This window comes from Elusimicrobiota bacterium, from assembly GCA_018816525.1.
Taxonomy (GTDB): Bacteria; Elusimicrobiota; Endomicrobiia; order CG1-02-37-114; family XYA2-FULL-39-19; genus OXYB2-FULL-48-7.
In genome coordinates, this window is sequence record JAHIVV010000002.1 from 1 (window position 1) to 17,330 (window position 17,330).

23 protein-coding genes are annotated in these 17,330 nt (G+C 40.7%); all 23 read left to right on the forward strand.

The window, feature by feature from the left end; translation table 11 throughout:
- Nucleotides 1-439 (forward strand): 1-acyl-sn-glycerol-3-phosphate acyltransferase (locus KKH91_00225; GenBank protein MBU0951242.1); only part of this gene is annotated, 439 nt, incomplete at its 5' end.
- Nucleotides 436-1,281, forward strand: coding sequence for a 4-hydroxy-3-methylbut-2-enyl diphosphate reductase (locus KKH91_00230; protein MBU0951243.1), 846 nt, complete (start codon nucleotides 436-438; stop codon nucleotides 1,279-1,281). The genes KKH91_00225 and KKH91_00230, both read left to right, overlap by 4 nt.
- A 5-nt stretch (nucleotides 1,282-1,286) precedes the next feature.
- Entirely contained in the window at nucleotides 1,287-2,927 is a 1,641-nt protein-coding gene (locus KKH91_00235; GenBank protein MBU0951244.1) for a 30S ribosomal protein S1, read from the forward strand.
- A gap of 2 nt (nucleotides 2,928-2,929) precedes the next feature.
- The gene (locus tag KKH91_00240; GenBank protein MBU0951245.1) at nucleotides 2,930-3,154 is read left to right on the forward strand and encodes a zinc ribbon domain-containing protein; all 225 of its coding nucleotides are present in this window, start codon (nucleotides 2,930-2,932) and stop codon (nucleotides 3,152-3,154) included.
- 74 nt (nucleotides 3,155-3,228) lie between these two features.
- Nucleotides 3,229-4,185, forward strand: coding sequence for a PASTA domain-containing protein (locus KKH91_00245; GenBank protein MBU0951246.1), 957 nt, complete (start codon nucleotides 3,229-3,231; stop codon nucleotides 4,183-4,185).
- Between the two features lie 2 nt (nucleotides 4,186-4,187).
- The gene (gene rpe, locus KKH91_00250; GenBank protein MBU0951247.1) at nucleotides 4,188-4,856 is read left to right on the forward strand and encodes a ribulose-phosphate 3-epimerase; all 669 of its coding nucleotides are present in this window, start codon (nucleotides 4,188-4,190) and stop codon (nucleotides 4,854-4,856) included.
- A 76-nt stretch (nucleotides 4,857-4,932) separates the two neighbouring features.
- Entirely contained in the window at nucleotides 4,933-5,181 is a 249-nt protein-coding gene (gene rpsP, locus KKH91_00255) for a 30S ribosomal protein S16 (GenBank protein ID MBU0951248.1), read from the forward strand.
- A gap of 35 nt (nucleotides 5,182-5,216) precedes the next feature.
- A complete protein-coding gene (locus KKH91_00260; GenBank protein MBU0951249.1) occupies nucleotides 5,217-5,447 on the forward strand; it encodes a KH domain-containing protein in 231 nt (76 codons plus the stop codon).
- Between the two features lie 10 nt (nucleotides 5,448-5,457).
- Nucleotides 5,458-5,943 carry a ribosome maturation factor RimM gene (rimM, locus tag KKH91_00265; GenBank protein ID MBU0951250.1) on the forward strand — a complete coding sequence of 162 codons (486 nt, stop codon included), beginning with the start codon at nucleotides 5,458-5,460 and terminating at the stop codon, nucleotides 5,941-5,943.
- Nucleotides 5,944-5,945: 2 nt separating this feature from the next.
- The gene (gene trmD, locus KKH91_00270) at nucleotides 5,946-6,683 is read left to right on the forward strand and encodes a tRNA (guanosine(37)-N1)-methyltransferase TrmD (protein ID MBU0951251.1); all 738 of its coding nucleotides are present in this window, start codon (nucleotides 5,946-5,948) and stop codon (nucleotides 6,681-6,683) included.
- Nucleotides 6,680-7,054, forward strand: a complete 375-nt coding sequence (rplS, locus tag KKH91_00275; GenBank protein ID MBU0951252.1) for a 50S ribosomal protein L19 — start codon at nucleotides 6,680-6,682, stop codon at nucleotides 7,052-7,054. The genes trmD and rplS overlap by 4 nt, the downstream gene beginning before the upstream one ends.
- The gene (locus tag KKH91_00280) at nucleotides 7,054-7,611 is read left to right on the forward strand and encodes a ribonuclease HII (GenBank protein MBU0951253.1); all 558 of its coding nucleotides are present in this window, start codon (nucleotides 7,054-7,056) and stop codon (nucleotides 7,609-7,611) included. The genes rplS and KKH91_00280 overlap by 1 nt, the downstream gene beginning before the upstream one ends.
- A 70-nt stretch (nucleotides 7,612-7,681) precedes the next feature.
- On the forward strand, nucleotides 7,682-8,050 hold the full coding sequence (locus tag KKH91_00285; GenBank protein MBU0951254.1) for a YraN family protein: 369 nt from the start codon (nucleotides 7,682-7,684) through the stop codon (nucleotides 8,048-8,050).
- The gene (locus tag KKH91_00290) at nucleotides 8,050-9,600 is read left to right on the forward strand and encodes a YifB family Mg chelatase-like AAA ATPase (protein ID MBU0951255.1); all 1,551 of its coding nucleotides are present in this window, start codon (nucleotides 8,050-8,052) and stop codon (nucleotides 9,598-9,600) included. The genes KKH91_00285 and KKH91_00290 overlap by 1 nt, the downstream gene beginning before the upstream one ends.
- Before the next feature lie 262 nt (nucleotides 9,601-9,862).
- Nucleotides 9,863-10,963 carry a diguanylate cyclase gene (locus KKH91_00295; protein ID MBU0951256.1) on the forward strand — a complete coding sequence of 367 codons (1,101 nt, stop codon included), beginning with the start codon at nucleotides 9,863-9,865 and terminating at the stop codon, nucleotides 10,961-10,963.
- A 59-nt stretch (nucleotides 10,964-11,022) separates the two neighbouring features.
- Complete coding sequence (pyrR, locus tag KKH91_00300; protein MBU0951257.1) at nucleotides 11,023-11,565, forward strand: bifunctional pyr operon transcriptional regulator/uracil phosphoribosyltransferase PyrR; 543 nt, start codon at nucleotides 11,023-11,025, stop codon at nucleotides 11,563-11,565.
- The gene (locus KKH91_00305) at nucleotides 11,562-12,521 is read left to right on the forward strand and encodes an aspartate carbamoyltransferase catalytic subunit (protein ID MBU0951258.1); all 960 of its coding nucleotides are present in this window, start codon (nucleotides 11,562-11,564) and stop codon (nucleotides 12,519-12,521) included. Before pyrR ends, KKH91_00305 begins: the two co-directional genes overlap by 4 nt.
- Before the next feature lie 5 nt (nucleotides 12,522-12,526).
- Nucleotides 12,527-13,822 (forward strand): dihydroorotase, encoded by a 1,296-nt coding sequence (locus KKH91_00310; GenBank protein ID MBU0951259.1) that lies wholly within the window; start codon nucleotides 12,527-12,529, stop codon nucleotides 13,820-13,822.
- Nucleotides 13,800-14,600: a dihydroorotate dehydrogenase electron transfer subunit gene (locus tag KKH91_00315; GenBank protein ID MBU0951260.1), complete on the forward strand. Its 801-nt coding sequence runs from the start codon at nucleotides 13,800-13,802 to the stop codon at nucleotides 14,598-14,600. The genes KKH91_00310 and KKH91_00315 overlap by 23 nt, the downstream gene beginning before the upstream one ends.
- A gap of 4 nt (nucleotides 14,601-14,604) precedes the next feature.
- The gene (locus KKH91_00320; protein MBU0951261.1) at nucleotides 14,605-15,456 is read left to right on the forward strand and encodes a dihydroorotate dehydrogenase; all 852 of its coding nucleotides are present in this window, start codon (nucleotides 14,605-14,607) and stop codon (nucleotides 15,454-15,456) included.
- 52 nt (nucleotides 15,457-15,508) lie between these two features.
- Complete coding sequence (gene pyrF, locus KKH91_00325) at nucleotides 15,509-16,207, forward strand: orotidine-5'-phosphate decarboxylase (GenBank protein MBU0951262.1); 699 nt, start codon at nucleotides 15,509-15,511, stop codon at nucleotides 16,205-16,207.
- A gap of 15 nt (nucleotides 16,208-16,222) precedes the next feature.
- Nucleotides 16,223-16,831, forward strand: a complete 609-nt coding sequence (gene pyrE, locus KKH91_00330) for an orotate phosphoribosyltransferase (protein MBU0951263.1) — start codon at nucleotides 16,223-16,225, stop codon at nucleotides 16,829-16,831.
- Nucleotides 16,832-16,856: 25 nt separating this feature from the next.
- The coding region (locus KKH91_00335) for a nickel-dependent lactate racemase (protein ID MBU0951264.1) at nucleotides 16,857-17,330 on the forward strand (474 nt) is incomplete at its 3' end.

A 17,330-nucleotide genomic window follows, 5' to 3' on the forward strand; every position in this document is an offset into this window, starting at 1 on the left:
GCTGGTAGGTTCGTGCCTTTGGCGGCCTATCCACTATATGGCAAAAAAAGAGCTGTTTAGTTCGCCGGTATTTGGCTGGATTTTACGTAAAGTGAATGCTTTCCCGGTTAACCGTAAAGGAACCGATATGGGTGCAATCCGTACAGTCAAGAGGCTGTTGTCCGAGGGGGAAATAGTCCTGGTTTTTCCCCAGGGCGGCAGAAGAAATGAAAATAATTTTGACGTGAAAAGCGGAATCGGAATGCTTTCCTGCTGGTCCCAGTCTCCGATAGTGCCCTGTTGCATAAAAAATTCAAACAAGTTAAAAGAATTCAAAAGGCTTGAAGTAAATTTTTTACAGCCGGTATTTCCTCCTGAAAAGTACGGCCAGGATACTTATACTGTTTTGACAAATAAAGTAGCGTCAGAGATGAAGGAAGAACTTCAAAGAGGCAAATGAAGATCATTGTTGCCAGAAGCGCGGGTTTTTGTTATGGCGTAAAAAAAGCGGTTGATCTTGCACAAAAAGCTCCGAAATTCAACAGAAAACCTATTTATACCATAGGCCCGCTGATGCATAACAAACATGAAGTTAAAAGGCTTTCAAGTATAGGTATAAATGTGCTCTTTTCAATAGACAAGGCTGACAGAGGCACAGTGATAATCAGGACTCATGGGCTTCCTAAAGCAACGATGAGCAGATTGAGCAGAAAGAGAGTAGATGTAATTGACGCTACCTGCCCTTATGTAAAAAGAGTTCAGCGCCTTGTTGAAAAATTATCGAAAGATGGATATAATATAGCGGTTATAGGTGAAAAAAATCATCCTGAAGTGATAGGCCTAGTATCGTACTCCTCAAAAACAGTTGTTGTAGTTAATTCAGCCGGAGGAATCAAAAACCTCAAACTTAAAGAACCCGTGGCAGTTGTAAGCCAGACAACCCAATCTTGCGAGAAATTCAATAAATTGGTTGCCTTAATTAAAAAAAAGTACAAAACCGCGAAAATATTTAATACAATATGCAACGCATCAAACGAAAGGCAGAATGAGGCAAAAAAATTAGCCAAAAAAGTAAACGTTATGCTCGTTTTAGGCGGAAAAAATTCCGGGAACACTGCAAGGCTTAAAGACATATGCCTGCGGCACGTAAGAACATTTCATATAGAATCATCCAGGGATTTAAAGAAGACTTGGTTTGGAAAGCAGGGTGTTGTAGGAATCACCGCAGGCGCATCAACGCCTCAATGGATTATTGACGGAGTTGTTTCAAGCTTGCGGGAATTTATGCAAAAGGGGAATTAAGATATATGGAAGAGACAGAAATGAATTTTGAAGCAGCAATAAACGGTATGCGGGACCCGAAGCCGGGCGAAATCAGGGCTGTAAAAATTGTGGCTGTTGATAATGAAGGTGTGGTAGTAGGGTTGGGCATGAAATCAGAGGGTTTTATCCCTATTGAAGAATTCGGACAGCGCGGTGTTCCGGGTGATTTTGTTTCAGAAAAAGAAATCCAGGTAGTTTTCACAGGAAGCAGAATGGACGGCTATTTTCTGGTTTCTTACAACCAGGCCCGGCAACAATTCGCCTGGGCAAAATTAAAAAGCGCTTATGACGCCAATGAGGCGGTTTCAGGAGTAATTGTTAAAAAAATCAAGGGCGGGTTTATTGTCGACATAGGGATCGACGCATTTTTGCCCATGTCCCAGGTTGACACAAAATCTATTGATTCCCTCAACGAATTATTGAACAGAAATATAAAGGTTTTAATAACGGAATTGAATAATAAAAACAAATCAGCGGTTGTGTCCCATAAAAGAATTGCAGATATTGAAAGGAAAAACAATGCGGTAAAAATTCTTTCCAATATAAAAGTTGACGACATCATCGAAGGCACGGTATCAAAATTAACGGATTTCGGGGCCTTTATTGATATCGGCGGCGGCGTTGAAGGTTTGGCGCACATAAGCGACCTGTCCTGGCACAGGATTAATAAAGCGTCGGAAGCGGTGCATGCAGGCGATAAAATTAAAGTAAAAGTTTTGGCAATAGATAATGAAAAAAGTAAAATTTCCCTCGGGTTGAAACAGCTCCTTGCGCATCCCTGGGACGATATAGAAAAAAAATATCCGGTTGGCGGCCTGGTAAAGGGAAAAGTTACGTCGTTGGTTGATTTTGGCGCATTCGTTGAACTTGAGCCGGGTATAGAGGGCTTAGTCCACGTTTCCGAACTTTCCTGGAAAGAAAGAATAGGGCATCCGAAAAAAATATTTAAGTCCGGTGAAAGTTATGAGTTTAAGGTATTGGATGTCAATCGCCAGCAGGGCAAGTTATCGCTTTCTTTGAAAAGGACAAAAGAGAATCCCTGGGAAGAATTGAAGAAAAAATACCCGGCGGGGACAAAATTAAAAGTGAAGGTTACGAAACTTGCTCCTTTCGGTGTTTTCGTGAATATTGAAGATAATATGGAGGGGCTTATTCCTTTGACGGATATGTCCTGGACAAAAAGAATTAACCATCCTGACCAGCTAGTTTCCGCAGGCAGTGAAATTGATGCAGTCCTGCTTGAAGTAAAACCTGAAGAGGAACGCGCTCACTTGTCGATAAAACATTTAACCCAGGACCCTTTTGAGAAATATTCAATGGGAAATGTTGTTAAAGGCGAGGTAAACAAAATATTTGATTTTGGCATCACTATAAAGCTCGAAACAAATTTAGAGGGGTTTATTCATAAAAATGAGATTTCGCGCGATAAAGACACTGACCCTAAAGTCTTATTTAAGTTGGGCCAGGAAGTAGAAGCAAAAGTAATCCGTTCCGACAGGAAAACAAGAAAAATCGACCTCTCGGTAAGAAAACTCGAAATTGAACTGGAAAAAGAGCTGGTCAAAAAATATTCAAATATGCCCAATCCCAGTTTGGGCCAGGTGCTGGAAGAAAAGCTGGACTAAATATGCCTATATACGAATTCTCCTGCAAGAAGTGCAAAAAACAGTTTGAGCTGCTGTTATTTAGCGGCGAGGAAGCGGTATGCCCGGAATGCGGAAATAAAGAACTTATAAAATATATGTCGAGATTCTCTGCCCAGGGCGTTGGTAGCGGCCCTGCGGGCGCTAACGGTTCTTCTTGCGGAAGCTGTCCTCCCGGCCATAACTGTTCAAGCTGCAGTTGTCATTAGAAACGCTGCTACATTCTGTAATTCTCTCCATTCATTTTGAAACAATACTATTTTTTTGTATAATGCTAAAGCCTATGAAAAAACGCTATATTGAAGTTTCAATCGTTTCGCTGGTATGCCTGGTGCTGGTTTTTCTTATTTTTAACTGGACTATCCGGGCTGTTATTCATAACAGGTCTGAAGTGATAGTCCCCAAGATAGAAGGCAAATCCCTCCAGGATGCGATGGACACCATTTCAGTTCTTGGCCTGGGTGTTATAAAAGAGGGCGAAGAATTCAGCGCAAAGCTTCCTCCTGGCACAGTTTTACGCCAAACCCCGAACGCAGGTATGACAGTCAGGCAGGGGAAAATCATCAGAATAATGCTAAGCAGGGGAAGCGACCTGGTTTTTGTCCCGGATGTAGTAGGCCAGACAACAAAAGTTGCCGAACTCATAATCAGAAAGAATCAATTAGTATATAACGTAAGTGACCAGGTTTATTCCCTGCGGTACGAGAAGAATAAAATTATTTCGCAAAAACCGGATGCTAACAGCGTTGCAGACAAAAATGTGCCGGTTGATGTCCTGGTGTCTTTAGGCGAGCCGCCTGAAGGAATGATACTAATGCCGGACTTTGTTGGTAAAGATATAAATGAATTTAAAAGTTGGTCGGAGAAAAACAAAATAACTTATCAGATTAAAGAAGAAGAGTACGAATCTGCGGCTGTAAATGTAATCGTCGGCCAGGAGCCTGCATCCGATACAGTAGTAACCTATACCACCGTTGTTCTCGTGACAGTTTCCAAGGGGTCTAAAGCGGCGCTTACCACAGCTTCGCAGCCTGCCGGCGAAGTTTTTCATTATGAAGTTCCGCAAGGCGCGAAAGAACAGAAAGTGCAGGTAATGCTGATTGACAGCACAGGCGAACACCAGATATTTTCAAGCATTCAGCTTCCTGGAAGCAAAATAGACATTCCTATTATGAAAAAAGGCCGGGCTAAACTGAGAATGTTTATAAACAATATACTTGTCGAAGAAAAAGAGCTATAACAATGCCGAAAGTTAAAATCGCGCCCTCAATTCTGTCTGCAGATTTTTCCTGCCTGGCCCAGCAAATAAAATGGTTTGATGAAACGGGCGTGGAATATTTGCACATAGATGTTATGGACGGCCACTTCGTGCCCAATATCTCTTTCGGGCCTTGCGTGATAAAAGCTTTACGCAAATATACCAAAGCAATTTTTGATGTGCATCTTATGATTTCCGACCCGCTGAAATATATTGATGTATTTTCTGACAGCGGGGCGGACCTGATAACGGTCCATCTGGAGACAGTCAAGGAAAACCCGGCGGCTGCCATTGAGAAAATAAAAAAACTTAATAAAAAAGCAGGAATGTCTATTAAACCTGGAACGCCCGTAGAAAATATATACCCGTATTTATCTTCACTTGACCTGGCTCTTGTAATGAGTGTGGAACCGGGATTCGGGGGCCGGAAATTCATGCCGGAATCATTAGTAAAAATTGAAAAAATAAAAAGCCGCATTTTAACCCATAAGAATCAGTGTATTATCCAAATTGACGGGGGTATAGATGATGCAAATGCCCCGTTAGTTGTTGCTAAAGGCGCAGAAGTGCTTGTCGCCGGGAGTTCAGTTTTCGGCAAAAAAGACCCAAAACAGGCCTACCAGCACCTGATGAAGATAGCAAACTCAGTTTGACAAGTTAAGAATTTATAGGTAGAATAAACCGGTTGATAACTAATTGTATATTTACCAGGGGGTGATTAATTAAAACGTGGTACGAATAAGACTAAAAAGATGCGGCCGGCCGAAAGCTCCGACTTACAGGATTATTGTGTGTGATTCCCGCAAAAAACGCGACGGAAAGGTTTTAGAAACCTTGGGTCATTATGATCCTAAAATAGAAAAAAACAAAATTTCTATAAATAATGAAAGATTTAACTATTGGGTAAAATGCGGCGCTCAGCCCAGCGAAATTGTAGCTAAACTTTTAAAAAATTCAGCAAGCTCACAGGCTATATAACCCGGCCCTAATATTATTAACATGGGAGAACGAAAATGAAAGAATTGGTTATCCAGATTGCTAAAGCACTTGTTGACAACCCGGAGACAGTTGAAGTAAAAGAAATTCAGGGCGAAAAATCCACAATTTTGGAGCTTAAGGTTTCTGATACGGACCGGGGTAAAGTTATTGGCAAAGAAGGACGTATAATCAAATCTATCCGTACCATTGTAAGTTCTGCGGCTGCCAAACTTGACAAAAGAGCGACGGTTGAGATAGTTGAATAGCAGGCGCTTATTGAAAATAGGGTATGTAGTAAAACCCCACGGGATAAAGGGGTTGTTGTCTGTCAGTCTTGCTAAGAAATATAGTTTAGATTGCAGCCAGAAGATATTCCTTGAGAAGTTATCAAACTTTTGCGGCCCTTATGAAATAACCTGCATTGAGCAAAATAAGAATTTCCTATTGCTTACAATCAAAGAAATTAATGATATAGAGCAGGCAGAAAAATTCTCAGGTTACAGCATCGGGATTCCGGTTAAGAATTTACCGAAGGATATTTTTTGGGTAGAAGATTTGGTCGGCTGTACTGTTCTTTCTGAAAAAAATGAAGAACTGGGCATCATTGAAAGCATAATGACCAGCGGGCCCAATGATATTTACGTTGTAAAAACCCGGAATAATAAAGAATTTCTGGTTCCCGCTATTAAACAGATAGTAAAAAAAGTTGATATTCCCGGGAAAAAAGTAATTATTGACCTAATACCGGGACTGATTGAATAACCATGAGAATTGACATTATTACTCTTTTCCCCGATATGTTTGACAGGGTTTTAAGCGAAAGTATAATAGGAAGAGCGCAAAAAAAGGGAATAATTGAAACACATACGCATAATTTAAGGGATTTTTCCGATAACAAGAACAGAATAATTGACGATAAACCATTTGGCGGCGGAAGCGGAATGGTTATCAAAGCCGAACCGATTTATAAAGCAATTGAATTTGTAAAAAAACAGAAAATTCGTTCGAAACCAAAAGTTATTTTTTTATCGCCGCAAGGCAAATTATTAAGCCATAAATTAGCTAAAGCTCTTTCAAAAGAAAAACACCTCATACTTTTATGCGGGCATTATGAAGGTATAGATGAACGTGTAATGAAAACAATCGACATGGAAGTGTCTATAGGCGATTACGTTCTTACCGGAGGGGAACTGCCCGCGATGGTTCTTGCTGATACGGTAGCCAGGCTGGTTCCTGGGGTAGTAAAAGAAGAATCCTCAGTAGAGCTTGATTCATTCGTAAACGGCTTGCTGGATTACCCGCACTATACACGCCCCAGGGCTTTCAGGAAGTTGAAAGTTCCGGACACTTTGTTTTCAGGCAATCACAAAGAAATTGAGAAGTGGCGCGCAAAAAGTTCTTTAAAAAACACATTGGTTAAAAGGCCGGATTTGTTAAAAAATAGAAAATTAACCGAAGTCCAAAAAAAATATCTTCAAGAAATAAAAGGGGAGAAGAGATGATAAACATTATTCCAGATTTGCAAAAAAAGAAAGATTTTCCGCACTTTAGCCCGGGAGACACAATACGCGTTATAGTAAAGATTCACGAGGGCGACGTTGAAAGGCTTCAGCCGTTTGAAGGCATAGTTATCAGAAAACACAGCGGCGGTTACAATGAAACATTTACGGTCCGCAAAGTATCGTTTGGCATCGGTATCGAACGTATTTTTTCCGTATATGCGCCGAACATTGAAAAAATAGAATTAGTTAAAAAAGGCGTTGTAAGAAGAGCAAAACTATACTATTTAAGAAAACTTACCGGCAAAGCTTCCAGGATTGAAGACGAACAGACTAGTGAAGTCCAGGATAAGAGTGCTGCGGTAAAGGCGTAATGTCCGGTAGATATGTCGCTGGAGTAGATGAAGCAGGAAGGGGCCCGTTAGCCGGCCCTGTTGTAGCTTCAGCAGTTATCCTTCCAAAAAATATCCGCATCAAAGGTATTGCAGACAGCAAAACCTTAAATCAAAATCAAAGAGAAAAAGCTTTTCAGGCAATTTTGAAACACGCCCTGGCCATAGGTGTCGGGATTTGCGATCATAAAAAAATTGACTCAATAAACATTTTTAACGCTTCCTACCTGGCTATGAAACTTGCCGTAAAAAAATTAAAAATCAAGCCCGAACTTATTTTTGTTGACGGCCCTTTTAAAATTCCTGGAATAAATATTGCACAAAAAGCAATTATCGGCGGTGATGGAAAAAGCGCCTGTATCGCGGCCGCTTCTATAATTGCAAAAGTAACGCGCGACCGGCTCATGTGCCGGTACGATAAAAAATTTCCGCGATACGGTTTTAAAAAGCATAAAGGATACCCGACAAAAGAACACAGGATTGCCATAAAAAAATACGGTATAACCAAAATCCACAGACTGTCATTTACTTTATATTAGTGGGCATGGCCCGTCCTATTTTCGCAAGACGGGGAACTAATTCCTCCCTTTCTGCGTCTATTATGGCGGAATGGGTAACTACAAACAAATAATAGGCCGGCAGGGCGAAGATGAAGCCGCCCTATATCTTAAGGAAAATGGTTATCGTATTATTGAACGCAACTTCAAAACAAGGTTTGGGGAAATAGACATTATTGCTTTCGATAAATACGATGTTGTTTTTATCGAAGTTAAAAAAAGGGCCGATGCTTCTTATGGCTTAGCTCAATCCGCCGTAGATTTCAGGAAACAGCGAAAGTTGGCCAAAATGGCATTCTATTACATTAAGCTTAAGCGTTTCAATGATAAAAATTTCAGGTTTGACGTTCTTGCTATAACGGATAATAATGTGGAACTTATAAGAAACGCTTTCATCGTTCAAAGAGGTTTTTTTTACTGATGTTATCCAAAGTTTATTCAGCGTCAATTCACGGTATAAACGGTTATATTGTCCAGGTTGAAGTGGATATTGCTGCCGGGTTGCCGTCATTTTCAACTATAGGTTTGCCTGACCGCGCAGTAACAGAATCAAAAGACCGCGTCATCTCTGCAATAAAAAATTCCGGGTTTGATTCTCCTACACGAAAAATTACAGTCAACCTTGCTCCTGCCGATATAAAGAAGGAAGGAGTAGGTTTTGACCTTCCAATAGCGGTCGGCATACTAACTGCAATGGATCAAGTAAAAATTGATAAACTTGATAAATATGTTCTTATAGGCGAGCTTGCTTTAGACGGTTCGCTGCGCGAAGTGCGCGGAATTTTGCCGATTACGCTGGCTGTAAGGGAAATGGTTAACCAAAAAAAGTCTGACATTGAAGGCATAATCCTACCCTTGGGAAATGCCTCAGAAGCAGCAATGCTCAACTGCCAAAAAATAATAGGCGTTAAAAATTTAAAAGAAGTAATTGATTTTTTAAACGGTGAAACTGCAATAAAGCCAACCAGTCTCGATAAAGAAAAAACAAACGACGAATTTTTAGAGTATGACCTTGATTTCAGCGAAGTCAAAGGCCAGGAATTTGCTAAACGCGCCCTAGAGATTGCTGCCGCAGGCGGGCATAATGTGCTTATGATAGGCCAGCCCGGATCCGGTAAAACAATGCTTGCAAAAAGGCTGCCAACAATTCTTCCGCTTTTAAATTTTGATGAAGCTCTTGAGACTACCAAAATCCATTCAGTCTCGGGTTTTATTGCGCCGGGTAAAGGCCTGCTTGCAACCAGGCCTTTTCGATCGCCGCATCATACCATATCTAATGTAGCTTTAATCGGTGGGGGGGCCTACCCAAAACCCGGAGAGGTAAGCCTTTCGCATAACGGGGTTTTGTTTTTAGACGAGCTTCCTGAATTTCATAGAGATGTCCTTGAGGTTTTAAGGCAGCCCCTGCAGGATGCAATAGTGACTATTTCCCGCGCCCAGGTCAGCCTGACATTTCCGGCTAACTTTATGCTGGTTTCTGCTATGAACCCCTGCCCCTGCGGTTTTTACGGCCATCCTGAAAAAGAATGCGTATGCAGCATTTTTCAGATACAAAAATATATAAACAAAATTTCCGGCCCGTTGTTGGATAGGATCGATATTCATCTTGAAGTTCCCGCTTTGAAATCAGATGAATTGATTGAAGAAAGCCAGCCGTCGGAGAGTTCCAAAAATATACGTGAAAGAGTAATAAATGCCAGAAAAATTCAGGCGAAAAGGTTTAATGAAGACAAAATTTATACAAATTCCAGAATGAAACCGAAGCAGACAAAAAAACACTGCAAACTGGACAGCCAATCAAAAAAAATGCTAAAACAGGCAATAGAACGCCTTGGTTTGTCAGCACGGGCTTTTGACAGCGTGCTAAAAGTAGCCAGGACTATAGCTGATTTATCCGGGCGCGAAAACATTGAAACCCAGCATATAGCGGAAGCCATAGGCTACCGTTCAGTTGATAAGAGGATAGCATGAAATTTCAAAACATTTTATTACGGGCTAACCTTGTCAATGCGATACTCTTATGAAAAAGAGTATTGCCGAACTAATAAAATCTAATAATTTACAGAAAATAGGAGCTTGAAATAATTGTGAGTATAAATAAATCGCATCGTTGGGCAAAGTTGTTGATATCAATTATAAACACAAACAGCAGGTTGGTAAAATAGAAGCAAAACAATTTGGTATGAGTAAAACTGTAAAAACGGAAATTCCGGGAAAAGAGAAAAGGTGAAAAATGGACGAAGTAAAATCAATCGAAGAACTTGAGTCTGAAGGGTACCGTGTAATTGATGCTATTGCGGGGGATGTGCCGTTATCGAAGGAGCTGCAGTACATTGTAGACAAAATTGTCGCCGAGAAACGCGGTACGTTTTACAGCGATATTTTATACAACATGACTTCAGAAAGATTTTCTGAAGCTGAAGCAAAAAATTTGTGGCAGGAGATATTGCGGCACAAGTATGTTATAAGCGAACTTTTCAAACGTAACGTGGGCGTAAGGGTTGCAGCCCTGGATTATCTGGAGAATATAAAAAAGTTAATTACCGCGCCAAAAATAATAGACGAAACGGAATTTCGCGAGACTTTAAAACTTGCAGAAACAGACCCTCTTACGGGCATATTTAACCGCAGAGTCATAACAAGAGAAATCAGTGACGAAATAAAAAATTCAAAAAAACAAGGATATTTCTTTTCAGTTCTTATGATAGACTTGGACAGATTTAAAGATTACAATGACAGCGAAGGCCATACGGCAGGGGATCTTATATTGCAGGAAGTTGCCGGTATTTTCAAGAGTGAACTGCGTAAACAAGACATGGTCGGCCGTTATGGAGGAGATGAGTTTATTATTGTGTTGTCGAAGGTAGAAAAACCGCAGGCAAAAAAAATAGCAGAAAAAATACGCTTGAAAGTTGAAAATGAGTTTAAAACAATAAATATCACGGTAAGCATAGGAATAGCCGAGTTTCCCACAGATGGTATCACCATGGATGATTTAATTTCCAGCGCTGATGAAGCTTTGTACAGGGCCAAGGAGTTTGGAAAAAACAGGGTTGTATTTTTTAAATTCATAGGAATAAGTTATAAAACCAAAGAGAATGTGAATAGTGTCACCTGTGTAGGAGATTTCAATAGATGGAACAAAAAACAGGGGCCTATGCAATATCTATCTGAAAACGGCGAGTGGGTAATAAACCTTAACCTCAAGCCTGGTGTGTACAGGTATAAATTTTTGGTAGACGGTACAAAATGGATAGCAGATCCGGGAGCAACGGAATTTGTTGATGATGGTTTTGGCGGGCAGTGTTCAATACTGAAGGTTAATCTCGACTGAAAGCGTTGCATAAAATTATTAATTTTTATACAATAGAAACCGGAGTAAGGAACATAAAAATGAGCTCAAGAGTAATCCTGACAGCAAAAGAAATAAATACCGCAATAAAGCATCTTGCTGATGAAATCATACAGGTAAATCAGAACCTTAATGATATCGTCATTATAGGCATAGTGACCCGCGGAGTATGCCTAGCAGAACGCCTTATAAAGGAAATTAATAAGGCAAAAGGAACAAACTTAAAGATAGGCAGCCTGGACATAACATTTTACAGGGATGACCTGAATTCTATTGCAACCCAGCCGATAGCAAAAGAGACCCAGATACCTTTTGACCTTACTGACAAAATAATTATTCTCGTGGATGATGTATTATATACCGGCAGAAGCACCCGCGCGGCTATGGATGCTATAATGGATTTTGCGCGCCCCAAGTGCATTCAACTTGCAGTGCTGATTGACAGGGGCCACCGCGAACTGCCTATCCAAGCGGACTATGTAGGCAAAAAAATTGAATCAGAATACTCTGACCAGGTCCAGGTAAAGTTGAAAGAAATTGATAAAAATGATAAAGTAGTAATACTGAATGTTGATAAGAAATGAAGCTAAAAACTAAAGACCTTTTAGGGCTTGAATATTTATCCAAGGAAGATATTGAACTTATTTTGGATACGGCCGTTCCTTTCAAACAGCTTTTTACTAGGTCTATTAAAAAAGTTCCGACACTCCGCGGTAAAACAGTAGCCCTGCTTTTTTACGAACCCTCCACGCGCACGAGAGCTTCCTTTGAATTAGCATCAAAAAGATTGTCGGCGGATACCTTAAATATTACGGTGGCTAGTTCCAGCGTGGTAAAAGGCGAGAGCCTTATAGATACCGGAAAAACGCTTGAAGCCATGAAATCAGATTTTGTGATTATAAGGCATTCTATGTCAGGCGCAGCGCACGTGCTTGCCAGGAATATCTCAAGCCATATTTTAAATGCCGGAGACGGATTTCACGAACATCCCACCCAGGGACTGTTGGATATGTATACTATTCGTGATAAAAAAGGCAAAATAAAAGGATTAAAAGTCGTAATTGTCGGAGATATTATGCATAGCCGGGTAGCCCGTTCAAATATTTGGGGCCTCACAAAACTTGGCGCCCAGGTCACGGTTTGCGCTCCTCCTACTCTTATACCTCCGGATATTCAAAAAACCGGAGTGAAGATATCCTATAACCTGGACGAAGCTCTCAAGGATGCAGACGTGGTAAATGTTTTGCGCCTGCAGCTTGAAAGGCAAAAAGAAAATTTATTGCCCTCATTAAGGGAATATACCCTGCTTTACGGATTAGATAAAAACCGTCTATTAAAAGCTAAAAAAAATGTATTGATTCTTCACCCGGGGCCCATGAACCGCGGCGTGGAAATAACTTCAGATGTGGCTGACGGCCCTAATGCGGTAATAAACGAACAGGTCACAAACGGTATTGCTGTCAGAATGGCGGTGCTTTATCTGCTTTCAGGCCAGGAAGGCGTAAAGGGCGGGGAACGAATCAATGAAAAGGAACAATAATATAAATGGCAAATAAACTTTTAATTAAAAATGGCCGCGTTATAGACCCCTCATCACGGATAGATAAAATTACCGATGTCCTTGTTTATAACGGCAAAGTTGTTAAACTGGGGAAAATAAGAAACAGCGCTAATACAAAAATTATCGATGCGAAAAATAAAATTGTCGTACCGGGAATTATTGATATCCACACGCATTTGCGCGAGCCGGGCCATGAAGAAGAAGAAACTATCGAATCCGGTTGTAAAGCGGCAGCTGCAGGCGGAGTTACCTCCGTCCTGTGCATGGCAAACACGCATCCTGTAATAGATAACCAGACAGCGGTAGAATTTATCCTTATGAAGGCCTTGAATGACGGCATAGTCAATGTTTTCCCGATAGGCGCTGTTACAAAAGGCTCGCTTGGCGGGGAATTGGCGGAGATAGGCGAGCTGAAAAATGCCGGAGTAGTAGCAATTTCTGACGACGGTAACCCCATACTCAACGCGCTTGTAATGCGCCGGGCCCTTGAATATTCAAAAATGTTCGGCATTCCGGTCATTTCCCACTGCGAGGACAATAATCTCACAAAAGACGGCGTTATGAACGAAGGTTACATGTCAACGTTGCTGGGATTGAGAGGTATTCCGAAGGAATCAGAAGAAGTGATGGTTTCCCGGGACATAATCCTGGCCAATCTTACAGGCGGGTACCTGCATATTGCCCACGTAAGTACAAAGGGGACCGTTGAACTTATACGCAATGCGAAAAAAAACGGCATAAAAATAACAGCGGAAACCTGCCCTCATTATTTTTCTTTAACAGATGAATGCGTAAAGACTTACGACACCAATACAAAAGTTAGGCCGCCGCTGAGGACAAAGGAAGATGTTGAAGCAATCGTGCAAGGATTAAAAGACGGCACCATTGACTGTATAGCCTCCGACCATGCTCCTCATACGCAGGAAGAAAAAAACAAGGAGTATGACCTGGCGCCCTTCGGGATGATCGGCCTTGAAACGCTTTTACCCGTGACAATTACTTATCTTTTAAAAAACAAAAAATTAACTTTGAATCAAATGATAACAAAACTTACCTCAAACCCTGCAAAAATATTCAAACTGGAAGGACGGGGCACGCTTAAACCCGGTTCAATTGCTGACATTACTTTGATTGATCTGCATAAGGAAGCTATAATCGAGGATTTTGTAGCTAAGAGTAAAAATTCTCCTTTTTTAAACTGGAAACTCGAAGGATTTCCTGTAACAACGATAGTAAACGGAAAAGTAGTAATGGATAATGGCAAAATTATATCAAAGTAATGTTAAAATCATTGAGAATAAAACACTCTCGCCAAATATAAAACTTCTTGTCTTTTCCAATTCCTTAATTGCGAAAGAATCTTTTCCCGGAAAATTTCTAAGCATAGACTGTTCGCCTTCAACTTTTTTCAGGCGCCCTTTCTGTATTTCCGGCATAAACGGTATTAAGATAGAAATTTTATACAGAATAATAGGCCCGGGTACAAAGGTGCTGGCGGAGAAAAGGAAAGGCGATATTCTAAATGTTTTCGGCCCCCTGGGCAACGGTTTTCCAAAAGAGGCAATTAAACCTAAAATCACGCCGGTCCTTATAGCCGGAGGTACCGGCATTGCTTCACTGCGGTATTTGGCGCAAAAGTTTAATAAACCGGGGATATTGTTTTATGGCGCCAAAACAAAGAAAGAAATACCTCCAGGAGCCATTGAGATATTCAAAAAGAAAAAATGGCAGATTAATATATCAACCGACGATGGTTCACTCGGTGCCAAATGTAATGTTTGTGAATTGTTTAATGGCAGCAGTTTTGGAACTCAAACCGTAGTTTTCGCTTGCGGGCCCAAGCCCATGCTCAAAGAAGTGATAAAAATCACAGAAAAAAACAGTTTAAAGTGTTTCATTTCTTTGGAAGAAAAAATGGCCTGCGGTGTAGGCGCCTGCCGGGGGTGTGTAACAAAAGTCAAAAACTTCCAATCAAAATATGCGTTGGAAGAATTTGTATACAAAACAGTCTGCAAAGACGGCCCGGTTTTTGATTCAAAAGAGATAATATTGGACTGATAACATGAAACTCGAAACCAATTTTATAGGCTTAAAATTAAAAAATCCGGTGTTTGTGGCAAGCGGGATAATCGGTTTTGGAGAAGAATATTCAAGGCTCTTCAATATAAACCTGCTTGGAGGCATAATAACTAAAACCATAACAGTGAGCCCAAGAAAAGGCAACGCAATGCCCCGTATTGTTGAAACACATCATGGCATGATCAATACAATCGGGCTGGAAAATCCGGGTGTTGATAAATTTATCGAAGAAAAAATGCCGTTTATCAAAAAAAATATAAAAACAAATGTAATTGTAAGCATTGGCGGCGAAAACACGGAAGAATTTACGCAGATAACAGAAAAAATAAACATGTTACAAAGCATAAGTGCGATAGAGCTAAATTTATCCTGCCCGAATGTCGGGTTAGCCAAAGGGACACAATTGCTAAGCCAAAACCCCGTAGATGCTTTTAAGGTAGTTAAAAAAGTGAAAGAAATTTCAAAATTTCCTATAATAACAAAGTTGTCTCCGGCTGTTACAGATATAACGCAGATAGCCAGTGCTTGTGAAGAAGCAGGCACAGACGCGCTTTCATTGATAAATACTGTACCGGGCATGCATTATGATAAAACTTCAAAAACTAAAATTTTTGGCGGGTTTTCGGGCCCGTCAATTAAACCTGTTGCCTTGCGCGCAATTTACAATGTTTCAAAAAAGTCTAAAATACCTATAATGGGAGTTGGCGGGATAACCTGCGCGGAAGATGTCTTGGAATTTTTTGACGCGGGCGCAGTTGTAGTTGCCATAGGCTGCGGAATGTTCAAAAACCCATTACTTCCATTAGAAATAATAAATGTTTTGAGAAAGGGGTAAAAGTACCCCATGCACTTCTTAGCGTGCAGAATGGGGTATTAGAGAGGTAAAAATGGCACAACTCGTTATTGCTCTTGATGTAAATAAAAATGAAGCATTGGAGCTTGTTAAAAAGCTTCCCTCGAAAGCAGAATATTTCAAAATCGGGCATAAGCTTTTTACAGAATCGCCTGAAATTATCACGGAATTAAATTCTTTAAATAAAAAAGTATTCCTTGACCTGAAATACCACGATATACCAAGTGTCGTGGGATTAGCAATTGAAGCTGTATCAAAAAAATATAAACCTTTTGCAATCACACTTCATACTTCCGGCGGCCCAAAAATGATATCAGAGGCGGTGAAGGCCCGGAATAATCTTTCTGAAAGCAATAAGCCGCTTCTTTTCGGAGTCACCATACTGACGAGCTTGAGTCTTGATGATTTAAAAATGCTTTTTGGAGATAAAATAGCTGAAACAACCCTTGATACCATAGTTTTACGTTTGGCGCGCCTGGCCAAAAAAAATGGATTTGACGGTATTGTATGCTCAGGCAAGGAACTCTCATTGATTAAGCAGGTCCTGGGAAAAGAGTTTTTAACGCTGGTTCCTGGAGTACAGCTTTCTGTGGACAGTTTCCGCATTGACCAATCAAGGACAGCTTCCATTGAGGAAGCGGCAAAAATCGGTGATTATCTCGTAGTCGGCAGGCAGATAACCGGAGCCCAAAATCCGGCTGAAATGGCAGAAAAAATGCTTGAATTAATATAATTTGAGGTAAATATAATGAATCAAAATGAAATTCTGAAAATTTTTGAAGAAAAAAATGCGCTTCTTACCGGACATTTCCTTTTATCCAGCGGGTTGCACAGTGACAGGTACGTGCAATGCGCGCAAGTTTTACAGTATCCTGCCGCGGCAGAAAAATTAGCAAAGGAATTAGCGTCAAATCTCAAATCTCAAATCTCAAATTTTAAAATTGACCTTGTTGTTTCACCTGCGATGGGCGGGGTAATAATCGGACAGGAAATTGGCCGCGCGCTTGGTGTAAAAGCTATTTTTACTGAACGGGAAAATGTTGTAATGACGCTAAGAAGAGGTTTTAAAATAACCAAAGGCGAAAAAGCAATAATAGTGGAAGATGTAATAACTACCGGCAAATCTACAAAAGAAGTTGCGGAGGTTGTGAAAAACCTTGGCGGCGAAATAGTAGCAGCTGTATCGCTGATAGACAGGACCGGCGGCGGAGCAAATTTCAGTTTTCCCCAGATAAGCCTTCTCAAGCTTGAAATTAAAACATATCAAAGCAATAACTGCCCTTTATGTAAGCAGGGGTCTATCGCAGTTAAACCCGGCAGCCGCGGCCTTGTATCGCATATTCTTCCTAGCGAATAGCATGCGATATTAAAGAGGAAGAAAAATGAACTTTAAATTTAAATACGGCCAATCTGAAATAGAATTTTCTTTAGAAGACAAAAACGTACTGGGTGTACTAAGCCTTTCTAAAACAGTTGAAAAACTCCCCGATTTGAAATCAGCAATAACGAATTCTCTTAAAAATCCCATCGGCGCAAGTCCTTTAGTTGAACTTATAAAAGAAAACAATCCAAAAAAAATTGCCGTAATACTTGAAGACATAACCAGGCCCAATCGTGATTACAACGTAATCCTTTCTGCTTTGATTGCCGAATTGAAGGAAGTGGGGCTGCAGCCAAAATCTGGAACAACACAAGTGAAATTTGTTATTGCCTATGGGACTCACCGGAAACAAACAGAAGAGGAAAGTTTAAACCTTTACGGCCAGGAAACATTTGACTTCGGTGAAGTGGTTAATCATGATTGCGACGACAGGAAGCATTTGTCATCTGTCGGCCTTCTTTCCGACGGGGAAGAC